General features: G+C 67.5%; 19 protein-coding genes. All 19 read left to right on the top strand.

Annotation, left to right across the window (positions count from 1 at the left end; translation table 11 throughout):
* Positions 1 to 20 precede the first annotated feature (20 nt).
* Entirely contained in the window at positions 21 to 1328 is a 1308-nt protein-coding gene (locus VKT83_19470) for a nucleotide sugar dehydrogenase (protein ID HLY24654.1), read from the top strand.
* On the top strand, positions 1325 to 2623 hold the full coding sequence (locus VKT83_19475; GenBank protein HLY24655.1) for a glycosyltransferase family 39 protein: 1299 nt from the start codon (positions 1325 to 1327) through the stop codon (positions 2621 to 2623). The genes VKT83_19470 and VKT83_19475 overlap by 4 nt, the downstream gene beginning before the upstream one ends.
* The gene (locus VKT83_19480) at positions 2620 to 4008 is read left to right on the top strand and encodes a hypothetical protein (GenBank protein ID HLY24656.1); all 1389 of its coding nucleotides are present in this window, start codon (positions 2620 to 2622) and stop codon (positions 4006 to 4008) included. The genes VKT83_19475 and VKT83_19480 overlap by 4 nt, the downstream gene beginning before the upstream one ends.
* A gap of 40 nt (positions 4009 to 4048) precedes the next feature.
* Entirely contained in the window at positions 4049 to 5194 is a 1146-nt protein-coding gene (locus VKT83_19485; GenBank protein HLY24657.1) for a glycosyltransferase family 2 protein, read from the top strand.
* Between the two features lie 42 nt (positions 5195 to 5236).
* A complete protein-coding gene (locus VKT83_19490; protein HLY24658.1) occupies positions 5237 to 6568 on the top strand; it encodes a UDP-glucose/GDP-mannose dehydrogenase family protein in 1332 nt (443 codons plus the stop codon).
* Positions 6565 to 7401: an ABC transporter permease gene (locus tag VKT83_19495; GenBank protein HLY24659.1), complete on the top strand. Its 837-nt coding sequence runs from the start codon at positions 6565 to 6567 to the stop codon at positions 7399 to 7401. Before VKT83_19490 ends, VKT83_19495 begins: the two co-directional genes overlap by 4 nt.
* A 4-nt stretch (positions 7402 to 7405) precedes the next feature.
* A complete protein-coding gene (locus VKT83_19500) occupies positions 7406 to 8665 on the top strand; it encodes an ABC transporter ATP-binding protein (protein ID HLY24660.1) in 1260 nt (419 codons plus the stop codon).
* A gap of 53 nt (positions 8666 to 8718) precedes the next feature.
* On the top strand, positions 8719 to 10080 hold the full coding sequence (locus tag VKT83_19505) for a glycosyltransferase (GenBank protein HLY24661.1): 1362 nt from the start codon (positions 8719 to 8721) through the stop codon (positions 10078 to 10080).
* Positions 10081 to 10102: 22 nt separating this feature from the next.
* Positions 10103 to 10879: a nucleotidyltransferase family protein gene (locus VKT83_19510; protein HLY24662.1), complete on the top strand. Its 777-nt coding sequence runs from the start codon at positions 10103 to 10105 to the stop codon at positions 10877 to 10879.
* 14 nt (positions 10880 to 10893) lie between these two features.
* Complete coding sequence (locus VKT83_19515) at positions 10894 to 11853, top strand: glycosyltransferase family 2 protein (protein HLY24663.1); 960 nt, start codon at positions 10894 to 10896, stop codon at positions 11851 to 11853.
* A 17-nt stretch (positions 11854 to 11870) separates the two neighbouring features.
* The gene (locus VKT83_19520) at positions 11871 to 13139 is read left to right on the top strand and encodes a glycosyltransferase (GenBank protein ID HLY24664.1); all 1269 of its coding nucleotides are present in this window, start codon (positions 11871 to 11873) and stop codon (positions 13137 to 13139) included.
* Positions 13140 to 13145: 6 nt separating this feature from the next.
* A complete protein-coding gene (gene asnB, locus VKT83_19525) occupies positions 13146 to 15068 on the top strand; it encodes an asparagine synthase (glutamine-hydrolyzing) (GenBank protein ID HLY24665.1) in 1923 nt (640 codons plus the stop codon).
* Positions 15069 to 15105: 37 nt separating this feature from the next.
* The gene (locus VKT83_19530; protein HLY24666.1) at positions 15106 to 16068 is read left to right on the top strand and encodes an SDR family NAD(P)-dependent oxidoreductase; all 963 of its coding nucleotides are present in this window, start codon (positions 15106 to 15108) and stop codon (positions 16066 to 16068) included.
* Positions 16069 to 17037 (top strand): glycosyltransferase, encoded by a 969-nt coding sequence (locus VKT83_19535; GenBank protein ID HLY24667.1) that lies wholly within the window; start codon positions 16069 to 16071, stop codon positions 17035 to 17037.
* Positions 17034 to 18347, top strand: a complete 1314-nt coding sequence (locus VKT83_19540) for a hypothetical protein (GenBank protein ID HLY24668.1) — start codon at positions 17034 to 17036, stop codon at positions 18345 to 18347. The genes VKT83_19535 and VKT83_19540 overlap by 4 nt, the downstream gene beginning before the upstream one ends.
* Positions 18344 to 19558, top strand: a complete 1215-nt coding sequence (locus tag VKT83_19545; protein HLY24669.1) for a glycosyltransferase family 4 protein — start codon at positions 18344 to 18346, stop codon at positions 19556 to 19558. The genes VKT83_19540 and VKT83_19545 overlap by 4 nt, the downstream gene beginning before the upstream one ends.
* Positions 19548 to 20735, top strand: coding sequence for a glycosyltransferase family 4 protein (locus VKT83_19550; GenBank protein HLY24670.1), 1188 nt, complete (start codon positions 19548 to 19550; stop codon positions 20733 to 20735). The genes VKT83_19545 and VKT83_19550 overlap by 11 nt, the downstream gene beginning before the upstream one ends.
* 116 nt (positions 20736 to 20851) lie before the next feature.
* On the top strand, positions 20852 to 22225 hold the full coding sequence (locus VKT83_19555) for a cation:proton antiporter (protein ID HLY24671.1): 1374 nt from the start codon (positions 20852 to 20854) through the stop codon (positions 22223 to 22225).
* A 156-nt stretch (positions 22226 to 22381) separates the two neighbouring features.
* A partial coding sequence (locus tag VKT83_19560; GenBank protein ID HLY24672.1) for a WbqC family protein occupies positions 22382 to 23013 on the top strand: 632 nt, incomplete at its 3' end.

Raw genomic sequence — 23013 nt, forward strand, 5'->3', positions numbered from 1 at the left:
TGATTAGTGCGCCGGAGCAGATGTTGGAGGAGCGGATCGCCGCCAAGACGGCGCGAGTCGGCGTGGTCGGCCTGGGCTACGTAGGACTGCCGCTGGCCGTGGAGTGCGCCAGGGCCGGCCTGACCGTCATCGGCGTCGATACGGACGCCGCGAAGATCGCCGCGCTCGGCGAGGGGCGATCCTACAACTTGGACGTCGGCGATGACGCGATCCGGTCCCTGGTGGGCGCGTCGCGGTTGTTCGCGTCGACGGGCTACGAGGCGTTGCAGGGCGCGGACGTTGTCGTTATCTGCGTGCCCACGCCGCTGACCAAAACCAAGGATCCCGATCTGTCCTACATCGTTGAAGCAGTCACCGCCTGTGTGCCGGCTCTGCGTCCCGCGATGCTCGTGATCCTCGAAAGCACGACGTATCCGGGGACGACTGTCGAGGTCGTCAAGCCCATCTTGGAGCGGAGCGGACTGGCCGCCGGCGTGGATTTCGCGCTGGCCTTCTCGCCGGAACGGATCGATCCAGGCAACCGCGCGTACCGGTTTCGGGATGTGCCCAAAGTCGTCGGCGGTCTCACACCGGCGTGCACCCGCCTTGCGGCGCGATTCTACGGCCAGATCGTCGAGCGCGTCGTCCCCGTGGCGTCCCCGACGCTCGCGGAGATGGTCAAAGTGTACGAGAACGTCTTCCGCAACGTCAACATCGCGCTTGTGAACGAACTCACGCTGCTCTGCGATCGGATGGGCCTCGACGTCTGGGACGTGATCGACGCCGCGTCTACGAAGCCGTACGGGTTCGTCGCGTTCTACCCGGGGCCGGGCGTAGGCGGACACTGCATTCCGGTCGATCCGTACTATCTGCTCGCCAAGGCCCGGGAGTATGATTTTCACGCCCGGTTTATTGAACTCGCGGCGACCGTTAACGACAGCATGCCGTACTATGTGATTTCTCGCACGCACAGCGCGCTTGAATCGCGGGGCAAGACGATTCGTGGCGCCGACGTGCTCGTGCTCGGAGTTGCCTACAAGCGTGACGTGGCGGACGCGCGGATGTCCCCCGCCACGAAGATCATCGAGTTGTTGGGCAAACGCGGAGCGCGGGTTCGCTACCATGATCCGCATGTGCCGGAGATCATGCTGCCGAATCCGGGGCGGCTGACCTCGATACCCCTGACAGATGAGGCACTGACCGGGAGCGATTGCGTGATCATTACCACGGATCACAGCGCCGTGGACTACGATCGCGTCCTCGCGCGCGCCCCGCTGATACTCGACACGCGGAACAGGCTCCGCCGGCTCGAGGGACGCAATCGCGCGGACCACGTCCTGACGTTGTGAACGTCCGCTCTCGGGGGCAGGCATCCGGCGCGCCCTGCGGCCTCTTGTGGGCCGTGCTGGCGGTGGCGTTCATCGCGCGGCTCGCCGCCGTCCAGGTATTCATCGGTTGGCATGCGCCGCCCGCGGTCGAGCCGGCCGCGGACAGCCGTATTCATATGGCGCTGGTCCGCAGCCTCCTCGGCGGGCACGGGTTCAGTTTGTTTGGGGCTCCCACGGGGGAGACGCCGCCGCTTTATATCTTTCTGCTCGCGGGGCTCTACCGGCTGTTCGGGGATCCGGCCGCCGTCCGGATTGTGCAGGGGGGGCTCGGCGCCGCCGACTGCGCCCTACTGTATACGATTGGGAGTCGATTGTTCAATCGGACCACGGCGCTTGCCGGCGCGGCGCTCCTGGCGGTGTACCCCTTGGCCGTGTACCTCTCCTCGCTGCATCTGACGGAGAATTTGTTTCTTCCGTTACTGCTGCTCGTTGTGCTGCAGAGCATCCGTGTCGCGGAGCGGCCGTCGCCAGCGGCGGCCGCGGTCCTGGGCGCGCTGATCGGCCTTTGCGCTCTCACGCGGGCGGCGTTTTTGGGATTCTTTCCGCTCGTGGTCCCGTGGGCGATGGCGACCTGGGGATGGCGCCATCCGGTGGCGTACCGTTCGGCGGCCGTCGTACTGCTCGGCGCGGCGATCTTGATTCTGCCGTGGACGGTGCGGAACGCGATGGTCCTGCATACGTTCGCGCCGGTGCAGGACAACGGCGGCCTGATGTTTTGGGCCGGCAACAACGCCGCCGCCGACGGCGGCATCACATGGCCCACCTGGCGGACGTGGACGGCGACGCGGCCCCCCGATACCCCGTTGTACGGATGGACCGGCCTTACGCAGGGCCGGGCGAACCGTCTCTACGTGCGTGAAGCGCTGGCGTGGATCCACGGGCATCCCCGCGCCTACGTTCGCCTGCTCGCCCGGAAATTCGGCCGCCTGTACGGGTTCACGAAGAGCCAGGACCGCGAGGACCTGCGCGTGCCGCGGCCCGTGGTGCTGTGTCACATCGCCGTGCTGGTCTCGGCGGCGCTGGGCCTCGTGCTGACCCGCCGGCGGTGGAGATCGCTCGCCATGCTCGCGCTGCTCATCGTGTTCGCCAACGCCACCGTGCTTGTATTCAGCGGGTCGACGCGATACGAGCTGCCGATGCTGCCGAGCCTGGTCCTGTATGCCGGCGCGGCCGCTTCTGCGGCAGGCGCGCGCGTGGCGAGCGCGCTGAGGCCGATGTTCGCCGCCCCCGTCCTGAAAGAGGCTTCGCCCTCATGAGCATGCGCCTCGACGCCGAGCGTACGCCGCTGATGCTGGCCCTTGGTTTGGCGGGTCTCCTCGGCGTCTTCCTCGTCACGCAACCCCCGGCGGTGGTCGGCGCCACGCTGGCCGCGGTCGTCGTGCTCGTGCTGGCGTTCTTCAATCGGATGCTCGCGTTGTATGCGGTCGCCGCTGCCGCGGCGGTGTCGCCGGAGATCATCGTCGGCGGGACGAGCACGCACCTTCGTGTCGACGCCGTGCTGATGGTTGTGTTCGCGGCCGTCTGGCTGTTGAAACTGGCGGTCTCCAGCGAGCGAGAGACCTCCCCGCTCGACCGGGTGGTGGTCGCCTACGTGTTGGTCGGCTTCGCGTCGATCCTGTGGGGCCTGTACATTGGCACCGCGCACCTGACGCTGGCCGACAAGGATCTCAGCGCGCCGCTGCACTTCCTGGAGCGCATCGAATTCGCATTTCTGTTCTTCGTGCTGGTCGACACGCTGCGAACGGCGGACGACGTCAGAAATTTCACGTACATCATGATGGCCGCGCTCGTGGCCCTCAGCGCGTACTCGGTGCAGCAGTATTTCAGCGGCGCCAGCCCCATCGCGGCGGCGCCCGGCGGCGCACCTGTGCACGAGCCGGGCTGGGCATCGTTGCTCAACGTCACATTTGCGCTCTCGCTTCTGCCCGCCGTTCGTCGGCCTGGCAAGGTGCTCCTGCTCGCGATCGTCTGCTTCTCGTTGGCGGTGCTACCGCTGACGCTTGGACGCAACTTTATGGTGTCGACCATGTTCGTCATCGCGTTTATTGGGGTGACCCAGCAGCGGTGGCTGCTGGCTTTCCTGCCGCTTCCACTGCTGTCGTGGATGCTCTACCCTAAGGTGTTCGCCAATCGCGTTCTGTCGCTCCAACACCTGTTTTCGCTCGACCCTACCGGCACGCAGACGGCCGGGGCGTCGCTCTTGTCGCGCGTGATCGCGCCCGTCTCCTACACGATGCTTTCTCTCGGGTACTCGCCGCTGCTCGGCTTCGGCCTTGCGGCTCAGCCGCTCGGCGCCATGGACAGCGAGTACGTAACCCAGCTCTATTACACCGGGGTCATCGGCTTCGTTGTGTTCATCGCGTTAGGCTCGCGCCTGTTCCGGATGTCGATCCAGACGGTGCGGGCGGCCAGAGATCCGGTTCACTGTGCGCTGGCCAGGGCCTATTTGCTGATTCTGATCGCCTACGGGTTCTTCAGCGCTCTGAGCGCCTCCATTTCGGCATCGCGTGCCGGTACGTTCTTCTTTATCATCGCGGGTATGACCGCCGCGCTTCACCGGTCGGTGACCCAGTCTACTTCGCCTGGACAGGCGCCGCCGAGCTTGGCCGAGAGGACGCATGACGATGACTCGCCAACTTGATTGTCCTGATAAGACCACTGAGTCGCGCGTCGCCCTGTCTTTGATCCTGCCGACGTACAACGAACGGCACAATATCGCTCCGCTCGTCGAGCGCATCGGCCGGGCCCTGGCTGGCCTCTCGTACGAGGTCATCTTTGTCGACGACAGCACGGACGGCACGGACCGCGTCGTGGCGCGGTGCGCCGCCACCGACCGCCGCGTGATGCTCATCCATCGGGAAGGGAGAGGGGGGCTCGCTACGGCCGTCGTAGCGGGCATGCGGCGTGCGTCCGGCGGACTGCTCGCGGTGCTCGACACGGACCTGCAGCATCCGCCGGAGGTGCTGTCGCTCCTCGTGGAGGCCGCCGAGCACACGGGTGCCGATGTCGTGATCGCCAGTCGGCACATCTCGGGCGGCGGCGTGCGGGCGTTCTCGCTGCCGAGGCGTTTGGCGTCGCGCTTGGCGGCGGGCCTCGCGAGGCTGCTGCTGTCGCGCGCCCGGCTGGTCTCGGACCCAATGTCCGGTTTTTTCGTAGTGCGGCGCGAGGTCATCGAGGACGTGCCGCTCCGTCCTATCGGCTACAAGATCCTGCTCGAAATTCTCGTGCGCGGACGGCTCTCGCGGGTCGCGGAGGTACCGTATCTCTTCGAAGCCAGGAGCGCGGGACAGAGCAAGCTGACGCTGCGGCAGCAGCGTGAGTATCTTGAGCATCTCGCGCGGATTGTCGGCGTGCAGCCCGACGACCTCCGGTTTGCCAAGTTCTGTCTCGTCGGCGCTAGCGGTGTGCTGCTGAATACGGGGATGCTGTGGCTGCTCACCCGCGCAGGTCTTCACTATCTGTGGGCCGGGGTCGCCGCGACACTGTGCGCCACCACCTCGAACTTCCTGCTTAACGACAGATTGACGTGGCGGGAGCGCAGCTCTCCGACCCCCCGGGTGCTTCTGGCACGCTATCTCCAGTACTGGATCGTCACGGGCATAGCGTCGGGGGTTCAGTTGTCGTTGCTATTCGGGCTGACCACGATCGGCGTGCCGTACCTGCTGTCCAACCTCGTGGGCATCGCGGCGGGAACGCTCTGGAACTTTCTCACCAACGGGCGATGGACCTGGAAACCGGGGCCCGTGACAGTTACGCGCGCCGTGTACACCGGCCGGCCGACGGAGCCGACGAGAGCCGCGCTGACATCGGGAGGCGCGGGGGGCTAGCCGCTCCGTCGCGGGCCCACGGAAGGATCGGAGGCACGTTCAATGCGCATCGTTGTTATAGGGGCCGGATACGTCGGTCTGGCGATCGCCGGCGGGTTTGCCAAGCTGGCGCACCACGTGACCCTGATCGAGCGGGATCGTGCGCGTGTGGACATGATCCGGCGCGGCCAGGTCCCGTTCCATGAGCCGGAGATGCCGGCCCTGCTGGCCGCCGGGCTTCGAAGCGGCATGCTTCGCGTCGCCGAGACGGGGGTTTCCGCCGCGGCAGACGCGGATATCGTCTTTGTGGCGGTCGGCACACCCGCCGGGCCCGACGGCGATCCGGACCTGAGCGCGGTGGACGACGTCGTAGGCGATTTGGCGCGCCTGCCGCGCCTCGGCGTCGTCGCGCTCAAGAGCACGATACCGGTCGGCACCACGGCGCGGGTGCAGACCGCCCTCGGAGCGCGCGGACGGTGCGCGGGAATCGCGTACACGCCTGAGTTCTTGTCGGAAGGCACCGCGGTCGCGGATTTCTTCCATCCGCACCGCGTGATCATCGGTACCGCGTCGCAGAAGGCGGCCAAACTGCTGTCGGCGCTCTACCAGCCGTTCCACTGCCCGATTCTGGTGACCGACGCGGCGACGGCCGAAATGACCAAGTACGCGGCCAACGCTTTCCTGGCCACACGGATCTCGTTCATCAACGAGATTGCGATGTTTTGTGAGCGGACGGGCGCCGACGTCTCCGCCGTCGCCGCGGGGCTCGGCCTCGATCCTCGCGTCGGCCCGCACTTCCTGAGGGCGGGCATCGGGTTCGGCGGGTCCTGCCTCCCCAAGGACATATGCGCGCTGCGCGCGCGTGCGCGCCGCGACGGGATCGCCCCAACGCTGTTGGACGCCGTATGGGAAGTCAACGACGCCGTCCGGCGCGCCTTTGTGGAGAAGGTGGCCGCGGTTCTGGCCGGTCTCGCCGGAAGGACCGTCGCGGCGCTCGGGCTGGCTTTCAAGGGCGGGACCAGCGATCTCAGGGAATCGCCCGCGCTGGACATCGTGGCGCGCCTGGCCGCCCGGGGCGCCGCGGTGAGGGCGTACGATCCGGCCGCCGGCCCGTGGGCCGCGGGTCTCGTCCCGGGGCTCCTCTGTTACGGCGGTCCCTACGAAGCGGCCCGCGGGGCGGACGCGGTGCTGCTGCTGACGGACAGCGCCGAATTCGCGCGGCTTGATTGGTCCCGGCTCAGGAGACAGATGCGTCGGCCGCTCGCGTTGGACGGCCGGGGCCTCGGGCTCGCGTCCGCCGCAGAGTCCGACGGATTTTCGTACGTTGGTCCGGGGCAAAGCGCGCCGTTCCTCGTCCCGGTCGCGGGGGCTCCGCTGCGGCAGGTGCCGCTGTGATCGCCGTCATCCGGCAAGGACCGGCCGAATCGGTTATTCGCGGCACCCGCCGCATCCCGCTCTTCGGGGCGCTGCGGGATCTCTGGCGGTTCCGCGGCGTCATCCTCGCGTTCGCCGAGCGAAATGTGCGCCTGAGGTACAAACAGGCGGTCTTTGGCGTCGCCTGGTCGGTGGTACAGCCACTTGCCTTCCTCGTCGTCTTTACGCTGGTCTTCGCGCGGATCAGTGGCAGAGGCACGGCCTACCCGGCGTTCGCGATCACCGCGCTCGTCCCGTGGTTTTTCGTTCAGAACGGCGCGATGCTCGGCGCCAATTCGCTGCTGACCGATGCGGCGCTGCTGCGCAAAGTGTACTTCCCCCGGGAGATTCCGGTCGTGGCCGCGGTGCTGGCGTCCGCGCTCGATCTCGCGATCGGGCTTGCGGTGCTGGTCGTCGCGGGCCCTTTCATCGGCCTGCACCTCTCCGTCCAGACGCTCCTCATTCTGCCGCTCTCCGTAATGCTGGGGGGCCTGGCCGTGGGCGTGGCGATGCCGCTGGCGGCCCTGAACGTCTACTATCGGGATTTCCGGTACGCCTTGCCCCTGTTCTTGCAGCTCTGGATGTTCGCCAGTCCGGTCGCCTACCCGCTGACCATTGTGCAGCCGCACTGGCGGGTCGTGTACGTGCTCTTGAACCCGGCGGCCGGCGTTCTCTCGGCGTACCGGGCGGCGATGCTGCACCAACCCATCGGCGTCGATGTGCTCGCCGTGAACGCGGCGACGATCATAGTCGTGGTATGGGCCGGTTACGCGCTGTTCAAGCGCATCGAGCCGGGATTCGCGGACGCGGTGTAAGGCGATGGCATCCGCGCTCAAGTTCGAGCACGTGAGCAAGCGGTACACGATCGGCGGGCCGCTGTACGCGTCGCTGCGCTACGATCTCGCGCGCGCGGCGCGCGGCCTGCTGACCGGATTCCGCGCACCCGACACTGCGCCGCGGCGGTCGAAGCTCGCGCTCGACGACGTGTCCTTTGACGTGAGAGAGGGCGAGTCGTGGGGCATCGTGGGGCCCAACGGCGCGGGCAAGACGACCATGCTGCGCCTGCTCACCCGCATCTCCTACCCGACCGCGGGGAGCATCCGGGTGCGGGGCCGCGTGGCGGCGCTGATCGAGGTCGGCTCGGGCATTCACCCCGAACTGAGCGCCCGGGAGAACATCTGGCTGTACGGCCAGATTCTGGGCATGTCGAAGGCCGACATCGCGCGGCACTTCGACGAGATCGTGGAGTTCGCCGAACTCTCCGAGGCGCTCGACACGCCCGTCAAGATGTATTCGAGCGGCATGATGGTCCGCCTCGGGTTCTCGATCGCGAGCCACCTGAATCCCGACATCTTCGTGTGCGACGAGGCGCTGGCCGTCGGCGACGCGGTGTTCCAGGCGAAGTGCGTCAACCGAATGACGCAGCTCATGCGCGACGGGAAAACGCTCCTCTTCGTCTCCCATCATCTTCCGGCGGTTGAAGCGGTGTGCCCCCGTGCCATCTTCCTGCTCGACGGGCGCATCCAGGCGACCGGCGCGACCGCCGAGGCCATAGACGCCTACTTGGCCTGGGTCGATAGGCGCCAGGAGAGCGGGATGCGGGGCAACGGGAGCCAGCCGACGGGCGCTGCCGTCTCGATCGAGGGCGTGACGCTGTGCGACGCCGCGGGCGCTCCTCGGCGGGCGTTTCGCACGGGCGACGACATCGAAGTGCGGATCACGATGCGGGCGGCCAAGCCGGTCCCGTGGCCCGCGCTCGCCCTCGGAATCACCGACGGCCGTCCGGGTCCGCTGGTCCTCTGCTCGATGGGAGGAAACGGGCACCGGCCTTCCGTGCTCGACGGAGCCGTGACCGTGGCATGTCGTCTCCGGGGCGTGCCCCTGATGCCGCGAATCTATCAATTGTACTTCAACATGGATTCTGCAAGCGACCGACCGCCGGCGCCGGGCGTGGGATGGCAGAATATCGGTTCGTTCCGTATCGCGGAGGGGCCCGGCGGGCAACACGCCGTCGCCGGGACCAAGGTCGCCAGCATCGAGGCACCCGTCCACGTCATGAATGAGTGGACGTGGAGCTGACCGTGCGCATCTGCCATGTCACCTCCGCCGACCCGGATCAGGGGGTTACAGGCGTGGCGGCGTACGTCCGCGATCTGGCCCATGCGCTGGCAGGCGCGGGACACGAGGTTGGACACGTCTACCGTACCCCCGGCCCCGCTGTTGCAGGGGTCTCGTCCGTCCGGTGGACGGTCCGCCGGGGGTGCCGTTATGCCGCCGTGTCGGCGAACGACGCGGGCGACGGAAGTCCGGCGTCGCGGTTCGAGGGCGACGTGCGCGGCGGTCCCGCTTTGAACGCGTGGCTCGCCGCCGTCGAGGGCATCCATCCCGACGTCGTTCACGTGCACGACCTCTCCGGAGTACCCGCGGACATCATCCCGGCGTGCTGCGCGCGCGCGTATCCGGTCATCGTGACCCTCCACGACTTCTGGGCATTCTGCCGGCGGCTGCTCCTTGTCCGGCAGGATCTCACGCCGTGCGATGGACCCGACGGCGGCCGCAACTGCGCGCGCTACTGCGCCGGGGAGCCGCGGCCCACGCGGCGCATGCTCACACGTCTTTTGATCCAGACTGGTCCGCTCTCGCGGCCGTTGCGCATGGCACGCAGGGCGTACCGCCGTGTGCGCGGCGCCCGGGCCTCCCAGTTTGTGGTGCGCCGCGGGACCGGTTCCGCCGGCGCGACCGGGGACGCGATCACGGCATACGCGTCCCGCCAAGCCCTCATGCGGGATGCGCTGCTCGCCGCCACGTGTCTTCTGGCGCCGTCCGAGGATACGCGTGCGCAGTACGAACGGCAGGGATATCCTCGCGGGCGGATCCGCGTGCTGCCCCTCAGCCTATTGTTCGAAGGGCGGGCGCGCGGCCCGCGTGGGTTCCGCGGGTATCCGGTGCGGTTCGGTTACATGGGCCGGGTGAACGCCTGGAAAGGTGCCCATGTGCTCGCCGAGGCGGCGGCGGAGATTCCCGCCGATCGCGCGCATGTCACGTTCTACGGCGCCGTGGAGCCGGAGGACGAGCGGTACCTTACGGTGCTCGCCGGCGGAGGCGGGCGCGTCTCGTTCAGCGGCCGGTATACCCGCGCGCAGCTGGCGGAGATTGTCGAGGAAATCGACGTGGCGGTCTTTCCGTCCATCATGCGAGAGACCCAGGGGCTGGTCGGCTTAGAAGCGCAGATCGCCGGACTTCCGGTGATTGCCGCCGCCGGCGGTGCGATTCCCGAGTACGTCCACCACGACGTCAACGGTCTCTTGTTCACTCCCGGCAGCGCATCCGGACTCCGAGAGCAACTCCGGCGTGTGGTCGATGAGCCAGAAATGATCGGCCGGCTCTCCGCCAACGTGCGTCCACCTCGTCGCATGGACTGGCACCTCGCGGAAATTCTGCCGATTTACGAAGCCGCCGTGTCCGGCGAGCGGCAGGCGGTGAGCAGCCGATGAGGCGGAAAGGCGGGCAACACGCATGGACCGTCTTTTCGGCATAATTCCGGCGGGCGGAAGAGGAAGCCGCCTCGCTCCGTATCCCGGCCCGAAGGAGCTATTTCCGATCGGGTGGCAGCCCTACGCCGTCAACGGCGAAGTGCACAAGCGCCCGAAGGTCGTCAGCCAGTACATTGTCGAGGCGATGGTCCGTGCCGGAGTCAGACAGGTATTGATGATCGTCGGCGAGCACAAATACGATCTACTTCGCTACTACGGCAACGGCGCGCGCTTCGGAACCCAACTGGCCTACCTGTTTCAAGAGCAGCCCGAGGGAATGGTGCACGCGATCGACCTAGCATACCCGTGGATTCGCGGCGGCCACGTCGTTTTCGGGATGCCCGATACGGTGATTCATCCGCCCGATGCGCTCGCGCGCCTTCTCGCAGCGCACCGCGAGCGCGGCGCGGACGTCACACTTGGATTGTTCACCACGAATCGACCGGAGAAGTTCGGAATGGTAGAGGTCGACGCCGCCGGACGGGTGATCGCGCACGTCGATAAGCCGAAGGAGACGGCGCTCACGCTTATGTGGGGGTGCGCGGCCTGGACGCCGTCCTTCACGGAGTTGGTGCACGAGGTCCGGTCACGCGGTCGCACCCACGGTCGGGAGACGGTGTTGGGCGATGCCATTGACGAGGCTCTCGAGCGTGGTATGTCCGTTGGTGGATTGCATTTCGCCGATGGTTTCTATGTCGACATCGGAACCTATGATGAACTTGTCGAGGCCGATTCTAAGATCCGGGAGGCGCAGCGGTGAGCGCTCGGCCCGACGTGTCTGTCGTGATCAGCAACTACAACACGCGCGATAGGCTCGAGGCGTGTCTTCGCTCACTCACAAGCGATTTGGAGACCAGCGGCCTCCGCTTCGAGGTGCTTGTTGTCGACGACGCTTCGAGCGATGGGTCGCCGGAGATGGTTGCGGCCTCGTTCCCCGCTGTGCGCCTCCTTCAGACCGGGGTGAACTGCGGATATGCGAAGGCCAACAACATCGGAGTACGCGCCGCCGGCGGCGCGGCGGTGCTGCTTCTCAACTCCGATACGGTGGTGATGCCGGGAGCGATCCCGGCACTCCACCAAACGCTCCGGCAGTCGCGGCGGCTGGCCGCCGTGGGACCAGTTCTGCTCAACCCCGATCATACCGTGCAACGCTCTTGCTGGCGGTATCCCATGACCGGCCTCGTCGGTAACATGTTCGCGTTGTTTACGGTTCGCGTGTGGGACGACTACAGGCGCTGGGACGGCGCCAGGAACCAGTGTGTCGATTGGATGAGCTCGGCCGCGATGATGATAGACCGGGCGGCGCTCGACCGGGTCGGCTTATTCGACGAGGCATTCTGGGTCTACGGCGTCGATATCGATTGGGCGGTGCGCGCGCATCGTGCGGGATATCGCTTTTTGGCTGTCGCCGGTGCGCGAATCATCCATCACGGGCGGTCGTCGTGGGGCACGATGGGAACGCGAATGCGGCTCGACCACATGCGTTCGCAGGATCGGCTCTTCCGAAAGCATTACGGTCGGGCGGGCTGGCTGTTCTATCGCGCGGCCATGCTCTGCAGCAGCGCGGTACGCCTCGTGGTGTGGGGAATTCCGTGTCTGCTCGGCAACCGCCGCCTGGATCCGAAGGTCGCCTTCCTCGTGGAGTCGGTTCGTTGGGCTGTGCGCGGCGATAGGGGAGGGACCGTTCGATACGGCGCGCCGGCGGGAGGTCGCGGCTTCGAAGTTCCGCTGTAAAGGAGGCCGGTAACGGTTTGAACATCCTCATCGTATCCCCATTCCTCCCGTATCCCCTCGACAACGGCGGGGCGATGCGCATCTACCACCTTGCACGTCACCTCGCCGCGCGGCACCGGGTGGCGCTGTTGAGTTACGGAATCCTGACCGATGATGCCGCGCGTGCGTTGAGCTTTTGCGAATCGGTCACGGTCGCGCCGGCTCCCGAATTTCCGCGTCCGTGGCGGGAACACCTCAGGGCGCTTCCGGGTCCGTTGCCCGCGTCGGTCTGTTACCCTATCGGCCCGTTGGTTGAGCGACTGCAGTCCGTCCTGCGACGGTCCCATTTTGACGTGATTGAGGTAGAGTTCCTGGGGATCGCGCACGTCGTTCATGCGTTCGGCGCGGGACCGCGGCGGATACTCGTCAATCACCTCATCACGTCGGAGTCAAGGTCCCGGCAGTTGCGTCTCATGCCCTGGGGGGTGAAGCGGTTCTATTACGGCATGGATCTTCTTAAGTTGCGGCGGTACGAGCGACGCGTGCTCTCCGCATTCGACGGCTGTGTGACGGTCTCTGCCCGCGATGCGGCGCGAATTGCTTCCTGGGCGCCTGGTGTGCCGGTCGCCGCCGTGGCGAACGGCGTCGACACGGATGCCTTTCGGCCGCAGGGCACGGAAGCTCCCGATTCGCTGATTTTCATCGGATCGTTCGACCGTGACCAGGTGAACGCCGACGCCGCGATCTATCTCGCGCGAGCGGTCCTGCCCCTCATTCGCCGGTACATCCCGAACGCACGGCTGACGGTGGTCGGGTCCAATCCTCCCGCCGCCGTCCGTGATCTCGCGCGCTTCCCCGGGATCACGGTGACGGGACGGGTCGATGATGTCCGGCCCCATTTGTCTCGAGCGAGCGTGATGGTATTGCCCCTACGCGGTGGTGCGGGGACCAAGATTCGAGTCTACACGGCCATGGCAATGCAAAAGCCCATCGTCGCAACGTCCGTCGCGGCGGAGGGGCTCGAGGCAGCTCCAGGCCGCGAGATCGTGATTGCGGATGGTCTCCAAGCGTTCGCGGACGAGGTGGTTTCATTGCTGAACGACAGGGAGCGTCGGCAGCGGATCGGCCGGGCGGCGCGCGCCCGGGCGGTCGCGGAATACGACTGGAGGATCAGTGCCGGCCGGCTCGAGGAGTTTCTCCAGACGTTGACCGCAGAGACCCGTAGGCAGGCGCCCGGAGCGGTAGTCGCAGAGGCCGGACGCGGCGCCGGACCGCTCGATCTCGTGACGAGTCGCGCCAAGAGGTAACGGACGATGTGCGGAATCTGCGGAGTAATCTGCGGTCACGACGGCGTTGGCCCGCAGCGCGGCGAGCTCGAACGGATGACCGAGAGGCTCCGCCACCGCGGGCCGGACGCGGGCGGCGTGTACGTCAACGGCCGCGCCGGATTGGGCAACCGCCGTCTCAGCATCATCGACTTGGCCGGCGGCGACCAACCGATTTCCAACGAAGATCGGACCGTTTGGATCGTCTACAACGGTGAGACCTTTAACTATCGGGAACTGCGGGCGGATCTCGCCGCGCGCGGCCACCGGTTTGCCACGGTGAGCGACACCGAGGTCGTGGTTCACCTGTACGAGGAGCACGGTCCGGACTGCGTGCGGCACCTGCGTGGAATGTACGCGTTCGCGATCTGGGACGCGTGCCGCGGCACACTGTTCCTGGCTCGCGACCGCCTCGGCATCAAGCCGCTCTACTACGCGGAGCAGGACGGCGGTCTAGTCTTCGCATCCGAACTAAAGAGTCTCCTGGCGGGTTTCCACGGCCCGCGCGAGTTCGACCCAGAGGCCGTCGAGGAGTACATCACTCTGGGTTATGTGCCCGCGCCGCGTACGATTCTCCGCGGCATCCGCAAACTGCCGCCGGCCCACTCGCTGGAATGGGCGCAGAGCCGGATTACGCTGCGCCGGTATTGGGACGTGCGCTACACCGGCGACGGACCGCGTGAGGTCGGCGAGGCGGCGGCGTTGCTGCGGGAGCGGCTCACCGAGGCCGTCCGCGCCTGGATGATCAGCGACGTCCCCGTGGGAGCGTTTCTGAGCGGCGGCGTGGACAGCAGCGTGGTGACCGCGCTCATGTGCCGGCTGGCAGGGGACCGCGTCCGCACGTTCTCGATCGGCTTCGACGACCCCCGGTACGACGAACGAGAATACGCGCGTCAGATGGTGCGGCGGTACGGCACCGATCACGAGGAGGTCCTGCTCGAGGCCACGGTACTCGACGGCCTGCCCCGGCTCGCGTGGTTCATGGACGAGCCGCTCGCCGATGATTCGGCGGTGCCGACGTACGTCGTGTCCGAACTCGCGCACCGGCGAGTGAAAGTGGTCCTGTCCGGCGACGGCGGGGACGAGCTGTTTGGCGGGTACGCGTGGACCGCGCGCGATCAGATGCGGCGGTGGGCCGGATGGATCCCGGGCGCCATTCGAAAGCCGCTGGCCCGCCTCAGCCTGAATGGGGGGACCGATCTCGCGGGCCCTCGCTGGGAGGCGCGCCTGCGGCGTGGAATGAGCGACGCGATGGCCACGCTCGAAGACGGCTACTTGCGCCGGACCACCGTTGGGGCCGCCTTCAAGTCCGCGCTGTACCATTCATCGCTGCGCCGGAGTCTCGGTGCCTACGACGGCGCGGAGCCTGCCCGGGCCCGGCTCGGTGCCGTCGCGGTCGCGGACCCGCGGGAGCGCATGCTCTATGCCGACCAGACGCTGTATCTGCCGGACGACATTCTGTTCAAGGTCGACCGGATGAGCATGGCGCACTCGCTGGAGGCGCGGACGCCGCTTCTGGATCACCCGCTTGTCGAGTTCGCGGCGTCGCTGCCGTACCACCTGAAAGTGCGGGGCTTGGTGTCCAAGTACGTTCTCAAGGCGGCCGTCCGCGATCTCGTGCCGGAGGGGCTGCTGCGGCAGCGCAAGCACGGCTTCAGCATGCCGGTGGGCCGGTGGCTCCGCACGCGCGGCGCAGCGGCGGCGCGCGCGATCCTCATGGGCCCGGCCGCCGAACGCCGCGCCCTGTGGGCGCCCTCCTTCGTGCGCTGGCTCGTGGACCAGCACATGGAAGGCCGGCGAGACTTCGGGCGCCGGTTGTGGAGCCTGCTGGTGCTCGAGGTGTGGGCGCGACTCTATCTGGACGCGGCGCCGGGGCAGGCGCCGCCGGAGCGGGTTTCCGACCTCGCGTAACACTGTATCTGTATATGCCCTATCTGGGGAGAAGACGATGCGAATCGCGGTGACGGGAGGCGCTGGATTCATCGGGAGCCACCTCGTGGAGCGGCTACTCGCGCTCGGGCATGAGGTGCGCTGTCTCGAGAACTTCGACGCCTACTACGACGAGGCCCTGAAGCGGCGAAATCTCGGGCGCGCCCTCGACTCCTCGCGGTTCCGGCTTGTCGAAGGCGACATCCGGGACGCCGCGGCGATGGACCCGGTGTTGGAGGGCGGATCCGACGCGGTGGTCCACCTCGCCGCCCGGCCGGGCGTCCGGCGGTCCCTCGAGGAGCCGGCCGCGTACGCGCAGATCAACGTGGTCGGGACGATCAACGTGCTCGAGGCATGCCGTCTCCACCGCGTCGGCCGCATCGTCGTCGCCTCGTCGTCGTCCGTGTACGGCCGCAGCCCGGATGTTCCGTTCCGGGAGGACGAGAGCCGTCTCATGCCGGCGTCGCCGTACGGGGCCAGCAAGTTGGCGGCCGAGCAATTCAGTAGGGTCTTCCACGAGTTGTACGGGATCCCGGTCACATGCCTCCGGTTCTTCACCGTGTACGGGCCGCGGCAGCGTCCCGACATGGCCATCGCCAAGTTCGTCCGGTGCGTGAGTACCGGGACCCCGCTCCCGATGTACGGCGACGGCAGCACGCGCCGCGACTACACGTACGTGCGGGACGTCGTCGAAGGAGTGGTGGGTGCGATCGAGCGGTCCGCGGGCTACCGTGTGTATAACCTGGGAACCGAGGACACTGTGTCGTTGCGCGAGTTGATCGCGACGATCGAACGCGCCGTGGGCCGGCGCGCGGTGCTCGAGCAGCATCCGGATCAGCCGGGGGACGTGCCGCTGACACACGCCAGCGTGGCGCGCGCCGCTCGGGAACTGGGATACGCGCCGCGCGTCGGGATCGAGCAGGGCGTCCGCGCGTACGTCGCCTGGCTGCGCGGGACGGCTCCCGCGGCGGTGGAGGCGTAAATGACCGCCGGGCTCGACCCGATTTTGAGACTCGACGGACAGGCGCTCGCGGTGGTGGCCGCCGAGCAGCGCCGAGAGTTCGTGCGATACCTCCGCGACGGTCCGCCCTCGAGTGTCAGGCGCATCCTCGGGCGTGACGGGGTCGGCGATCCCCGTATCTCCGTCATCATCCCGACCGCCGATGGGAATCGCGGCGGGTATCTGCCGGCGCTTCTCGCGCAACTGACCCGGCAGACCTTTCAGCGCTTCGAGGTGATCGTGGTCGAAGGCGACCGCCGCCAGGGGCGTGCCATCAATACCGCGGCGGCCATCGCCCGCGGCGATCTCCTGGTCACGATGGACGACGATACCCGGATCGGCCACGACAATCTGTTGGAGCGGATCTTGCCGGCGTTCGACGCCGATCCGGCCATCGGCATTGCCGGCGCGGCGAATCTCGTGCCACGCGACGCGCCGTGGCTCGTGCGGCGGGCAATGCGGGAATTGCCCCGGCGGTCGTCCCGGCTCGTCCGGGAAATCACCGACAGCGACATGGCGGAGCACCCGTGCCTGGCCATCCGGAAAGACATCTTCTACCGCATCGGCGGGGAGCACGAGTGGATCCCGCGAGGTCTGGACCCGTACCTGCGCCGGGAGGTGCGCAGGTTCGGCTACCGCGTCGTGCTGGTCCCCGACGCGTGGATCCATCATCTGCTGCCGCCGACGCTCCGCGGCATCCTGCGTCAGTATCATCGCAACGGGCAGCAGGCGGCGTATGTCCAAAAATTCTTTCCGCAATTCGTCATCGATCAGGCTTTGGATCATGCCGTCGCCCCGTCCGAGGAGTCCGGCGCGCGGCGCCGCTTCTGGAGGTACGGGGCCAGAATGCTCGGCGCGCTGGCTTCCGGGCGATGCATCTATGCCGGAACGCTGCTGACCTATGCGGTCGGCTATGCTCAGGGGCTGCGCGCGAAGGAACAAACGCCGTGATCGGATCCGCCGTACCCTACGCGCGCCGCCTGCGCATGGCGGGATGCCGGCTCCTTCTGGGACAGACATTCTGCCAGGCGGCCGCGGTGTCCCGGAGCACCGAATGGCTTCCCCCGACTGCCGTGCGCGACCGCCAGTGGGATGGCGTACTGGAGATCGTTCGCGCAGCACGGGAGGCGGGCGCGCCGGGCGCGGGCCGCCTGGACGCCGGTATGACGCCCGGCCGGTTCGCCGAGGTCCCGCCGCTCACGCGGGAGGAGCTTCGTCGCGCCGTGGGCGCCGATGCATCGCCGAGGCTGCGGGGCATGCGCCGCGCATCGGGCGGCAGCGGAGGTGCCGGTCTCGCGGTGCCGATCGACCGCGGCGTCTACAGCTGGTACATGGCAGGGACGTGGCGAGGTTTTTCGTGGTGGGGAGTGGACATTGCGCAGCCCGCGGTGCTGTTACTCGGGCACACGGCGAGGCCGCCGCTTCACAGACTGCTCGGCGCCGTCAAGGATCGGGCAGTCGGCTGGCACCGCGTCCCGGTCGACGTCGCGTTCGACGCCCGCGCGGCCGAGCTGCTCGAAGCGGTGAACGCGCCCGGCCCCGTCGCCCTGTACGGCTATCCGTCGGCGGTCGATCGCCTGGCGCGCGCGCAGCGCGGGCACCCCCATATGCTGCGTCGTCTCAAGGTGATCGTGTTGACCGGCGAGCCGTTGTACGAGTTTCAACGGCGCCGCATCGAGGAAACGTTCCAGTGCCCCGTCGCCGAGGAGTATGGGATGGGCGAACTGGGCTCGGTAGCGTTTGAGTGTCAGGAGCGCCGCCTCCATATCAGCGCGGAGACGGTGTTCCTCGAAGTGGTCCCCGACGCACTCTCCGACGGAACATCGCGCGCCGGCCGGATTCTCGCCACGCATCTCCGAAACCGGGTGTTCCCGCTGATCCGGTACGACACCGGAGACATCGGCGTCATGCCCGGCGAGGGCTGTCCATGCGGCCGCGGACTGCCGGTTCTGCGTGTCTACGGACGTGCCGACGATCGTCTGACCGGACCGGCCGGCGTCGCGCCGGCCAAGCCGTGGCTGGACCGGTTTTTCGGCCTGCTGCCGGATTCTCTGCAGGGCAGCGTCAGGGTTGTGCAGGACGCGCCGGGCGCCCTTCGGCTCCAGATTGCCCCCGATGCGGCCGCGGCGGCCGCCGACCCGGCCGCCGCGGCGCGGACCGCGGCGGCCGGTGTGCCCGGCCCCGCGTGGACCATCACCGTGGAAGAGCGCCTGCTCCACCGCGTTCCGTCGGGCAAGCTTGCCCTGTTCACGCGCGCATGACCCGGACGTTGCTGCTCATCACCAACGACTTCCCGCCGATGGCGGGCGGGGAGGCCGTCTGGTACGCGCGGATGTGCACAGCCGCGGTGCGACGCGGCCCGGCGGTCTCCGATCGCGTATTGGTGCTGGCGCCGAAATTGCGTGGGGACGTCGCCTTCGACGCGCGCCAGCCGTATTCGGTTATTCGCCGGCGTGTACCTGTCTCGACGCACCCCGCGGCACGGCTGTGGCAGTTGCTGCTCCTCGGCATCGCCGCGTTCGGCATCGTCCGGCGTGAGCGGGTCCGCATGGTCCACATCGGCCATCTGTACCTCGGGCCGATCGCGCTCGCGCTCAAGGCGCTGCGGAATATTCCCTACGTGCTGTATCTGCACGGAGGTGAAATGGCCCCATACATGCGCTTCCGTTTGATCCGGCGGGTGGCGGAGGCAACGGTTCGGAACGCACACGTGGTCGTCATGAACAGCGGCTTTACGCGGCGGCACTTCGCGTCCCTTGGTATCTCACATCCCCACGTCGAGATCGTGGCCCCGCCGGTGGACATCGAGCGCTTTCAGCCGGGCATCGACACCGCCGCGGTCAGACGACGATACGGCATCGACGGCCAGAAGGTGCTGCTGACCGTGGGCCGGCTCGTGACGCGCAAGGGCCACGATACGGTGATCCGGGTGTTGCCGCGGCTCCGCAAAGAAGTGGGCCCGGTCCGGTACCTGATCGCGGGGGCGGGACCGGACGAGCCGCGACTCCGCGCACTTGCGCGCGAAACAGGCTGCGACGGTGAGGTCGTCTTTGTGGGCCCCGTCCCGGACGAGCATGTGCCCGGGCTCTATGCCGCATGTGATGTCTTCGTCATGCCGAACCGCAGCCTCGACGAGCGTGACGGCGTCGAGGGGTTTGGGTTGGTGTTCCTCGAGGCCGGCGCCAGTGGGAAGCCGGCGATCGGCGGCCGCAGCGGCGGTGTTGAGGACGCAGTACTGGACGGCAAGACGGGAATCCTCGTCGATCCACTCGATCTTGACGGCCTGTCCGAGGCACTTCTACGGGTGCTGCGCGATCCCGGTCTCTCCGCCCGGCTGGGCGCAGAAGGCCGGCGCCGGGCGGCGGCGCTAGCTTCCGCGTCGGCCGCGGCGCTGGCGCGGGTGTGGGCCGCGGACCTCGGGGACCGCGATACGCCGGATTGCCGCGCCCAGGGGCCCGCCCATGCACGCTGAGCGGGGCCGCTGCAAGAAAATCCGCGTCCTGCACGTGATTACCCGCATGATCCTCGGCGGGGCGCAGGAGAACACATTGATGACGGCCGTTCGCCTCGATCGGTCGCGCTATGACGTGACGCTGGCGAGCGGACCGACCTACGGTCCGGAAGGCAGCCTCGAAGGGCGAATCCCGGATGATCTGCCGCTCGTGCGCATCCCCGACCTGGTGCGGGACCCGCATCCGCTCAAGGATCTGCGCGCGCTCGCAGCTTTGGCCAGAGTCGTCCGGCTGGGCCGTTATCATATCGTACACACCCATACCACGAAGGCGGGGCTGCTCGGGCGCATCGCGGCGCGGTGGGCGGGGACGCCCGTCGTGGTGCACACGCCGCACGGCCACGCATTCCACAGCTTTCTGAACGCGCCGGGCTCGGCCGCTCTCGTGTGGGTTGAGCGCGCGGTGGCCCGGTGGACCGACCGGATCATCTGCCTCACCGAGGCGGAGCGCCGGGACCACCTCAATCTGCGGATCGGACCGCCGGGACGGTTCGAGGTTATCCACAGCGGCGTCGATCTCGGGCGGTTCGGAAAGGTCACCGCGACGCAGGCAGCGCTGCGAATGTCGTTCGGCGTGCCGGCAACCGGTTCGATTATCGCCTGCGTCGCCAGGCTTGCGCCGGTGAAAGGCGTCCGATATCTGATCGAGGCGATGCCGCGCGTACGCGACGCGGTCCCGGCCGCCACGGCCGTGATCGTCGGGGACGGGCCGGAGCGCGCGAAGCTGCAGGCCCGCGCCTCCGCGCTGGGCCTGAACGGCGCGGTGAAATGGTTGGGCCTGCGTACGGACGTGCCCGAGATCATGAGTCTTGCGGACGTCGTCGTGTTGCCCTCGTTGAACGAGGGGATGGGGAGGGTGGTCGTAGAGGCGTTCGCCGCCGGTCGTCCCGTCGTCGGGTCGCGGGTCAGCGGCATCCAGGACCTCGTGGCGGACGGCGAGACCGGATATCTTGTACCGAGCGGAGACCCTCGTGCGATCGCGGAGGCCGTGGTTTGCTGTCTCCGGGACCCGGAGCGCGCCCGGGCAATGGGAATATCCGCCCAACGGACCGCCGCCGCCTTCAGCGCGGAGCGTATGGTCGCAAAGATCGACGCGTTGTACGCGCGGCTGCTCGCGGCGAAAGGCTGTCCGGCATGAGATTCAGAGGGCCGGTAGAGGAGCGGACGCTGTCTCGCGTCGGGGGGGCTCTCATGCGACGCAACCTCCTATTCTACGCCGCGGTTCTCGTCATCTTTGGCGGGATCGCTCTCTGGGTGCTGCACCTCGGCCCGCGTCTTCCGGGCGGCAGTCCGCCCGCGGGTACGGGGAGCGCGTTCGGGGCGAATCTGCGCGATCCCCTGACCACACTGCTGCTTCAGGTCATCGTGATTGTTGCGCTGGCCAAGGCGCTCGGACAGATCTTCCTCCGCATCGGGCAGCCCACCGTCACCGGCGAGATCATGGCCGGTATTCTCTTGGGCCCGTCCGTGCTCGGCAGCGCGTTTCCCTCCGCGACAGCCTTCCTATTTCCGCCGTCGTCCATGGGCGGCTTGGGGTTGCTGAGCCAGATCGGCGTCATCCTGTTCATGTTCGCAGTGGGCATGGACCTCGACATCGAACGCCTGCGCGGCACAGCGCAGACCGCCGTGCTGGTGAGCCATGCCAGTATGGTCGTGCCGTTCTCCCTGGGCACCGTCCTCGCCCTCGTGGTCTACCGGTCTATGGCGGCCCCGCACGTCGCGTTCACCGCCTTTGCGCTATTCATGGGGGTGGCGATGAGCATTACCGCACTGCCCGTGCTCGCCCGGATCGTTGAGGAGCGCGGGCTCTCGAAGTCGCCGCCCGGAGTCACCGCGCTTGCGGCCGCCGCCGTCGGCGATGCGTCGGCGTGGTGCATCCTCGCGGTGATCGTGCCGATTGTCCGGGCGAAAGGGCTGCTCGACTCGGCAATGACAATTGTGCTCCTCCTTGCCTTTGCCGCGATGATGCTCCTCCTTATCAAGCCGGCGGCCGGCCGGTTGGTGCAGTCGAGGTGGCCGACCGAAACCTTCGGAAAGGGCCTCATCGCCGGAGCGCTGGTGTTCGCCGTGGCATCGGCGCTGTTTACTCAGACGATCGGCGTTCACGCGCTCTTCGGCGCCTTCCTGGCCGGAGTGGCCATGCCGTCATACCGACCGCTGCGCGCGCTGTTGAAGGAACAGCTGGAGACGTTTGGGGCAGTTCTGCTGCTGCCGCTGTACTTCGCCTTTACGGGACTTCGCATGCGGGTTGGACTGCTGAGCGATTGGCAGAGTTGGCTTGCGTGCGCCGCCATTATCGCCGTGGCCGTCGCCGGAAAGATGGGGGCAGGAACCGCGGCGGCGCGGTGGACCCGGATGAGCTGGCTGGACTCACTCTCCGTGGGCGCGTTGATGAACACCCGGGGTCTCGTTGAGCTCATCGTGCTGAACATCGGCTATGATTTAGGTATTTTGCCGCCGAAGATCTTTGCCATGTTGGTGCTCATGGCTCTGGTGACAACGTTCATGACGGGGCCGCTGCTCTCACTGTTCGGCTTTTTAGAACGAGTTCAGCAGGCCGTGCGCGCGCGCGACACGCAGGCCGTCCCGGCCTCTCTTCGCGAGGGTCTTCGCGCCGTGACGAAGTAAGGCAGGCCACATGAGACTCATACCGTCGGCGGAGGGATTTCCATCGGTCGATGGGGTTACGCGGGGGGATGGTTAGATGATAAATGGGGAAGAGCACCGGCTCCGGGCGCCCCGGTTGCGCACTAGAGTGGACGATCGAGGAGGCTTGCGGACGGGATGATCGTCGCGATCCATCAACCGCACTATCTGCCCTGGCTCCGCTACATCGACAAGATCGCGCGGAGCGATGTCTTCGTGCTGCTGGACGACGCGCAGTACACCAAGAACGGCTGGCAGAACCGCAACAAGATTAAGTGCGCCGCCGGTTCGCGGTGCGTGGACGGGTGGATGTACCTGACCGTACCGGTGCTGGCGGGGCCGTCCACCCGCCGGATCAACCAGGTGGAGGTCAGCCGGGACAAGCGGTGGCGAACCCAGCACTGGGGCGCGCTGCAGACCAACTACGCCCGCGCGCCGTTCTGGAGCCGGTACGCGGCGGTGCTGGCCCCCATCTACAAGCACGAGTGGAACACGCTGCACGAACTGGACATCTCCATGCTCACGACGCTGCTCGATCTGCTGGGCGTGCGCACGCCGCTCGTGCGCAGTTCGGAACTCGGGGTGCCGGGCAGCGCCACGGCCCGGACCATCGACATCTGCACCCGGCTCGGCGCGACGACCTACCTGAGCGGCGACTACGCCGCCACGAACCATCTCGAGGTGGAGGCGTTTGCGGCCCGCGGGATCGCCGTTGAACTGCAGGACTGGCGGTGCGCTCCCTACGCTCAGCAGAACCCCGAGGCCGGATT

It is taken from the genome of bacterium, assembly GCA_035308905.1.
In the GTDB taxonomy this organism is placed as follows: Bacteria; Sysuimicrobiota; Sysuimicrobiia; order Sysuimicrobiales; family Segetimicrobiaceae; genus DASSJF01.

Bases quoted from the DNA above. Each gene is read 5' to 3' on its own strand.
- VKT83_19470 (HLY24654.1), top strand. From the start codon at position 21: ATGTTGGAGGAGCGGATCGCCGCCAAGACGGCGCGAGTCGGCGTGGTC.
- VKT83_19480 (HLY24656.1), top strand. From the start codon at position 2,620: ATGAGCATGCGCCTCGACGCCGAGCGTACGCCGCTGATGCTGGCCCTT.
- VKT83_19490 (HLY24658.1), top strand. From the start codon at position 5,237: ATGCGCATCGTTGTTATAGGGGCCGGATACGTCGGTCTGGCGATCGCC.
- VKT83_19500 (HLY24660.1), top strand. From the start codon at position 7,406: ATGGCATCCGCGCTCAAGTTCGAGCACGTGAGCAAGCGGTACACGATC.
- VKT83_19510 (HLY24662.1), top strand. From the start codon at position 10,103: ATGGACCGTCTTTTCGGCATAATTCCGGCGGGCGGAAGAGGAAGCCGC.
- asnB (HLY24665.1), top strand. From the start codon at position 13,146: ATGTGCGGAATCTGCGGAGTAATCTGCGGTCACGACGGCGTTGGCCCG.
- VKT83_19530 (HLY24666.1), top strand. From the start codon at position 15,106: ATGCGAATCGCGGTGACGGGAGGCGCTGGATTCATCGGGAGCCACCTC.
- VKT83_19535 (HLY24667.1), top strand. From the start codon at position 16,069: ATGACCGCCGGGCTCGACCCGATTTTGAGACTCGACGGACAGGCGCTC.
- VKT83_19545 (HLY24669.1), top strand. From the start codon at position 18,344: ATGACCCGGACGTTGCTGCTCATCACCAACGACTTCCCGCCGATGGCG.
- VKT83_19550 (HLY24670.1), top strand. From the start codon at position 19,548: ATGCACGCTGAGCGGGGCCGCTGCAAGAAAATCCGCGTCCTGCACGTG.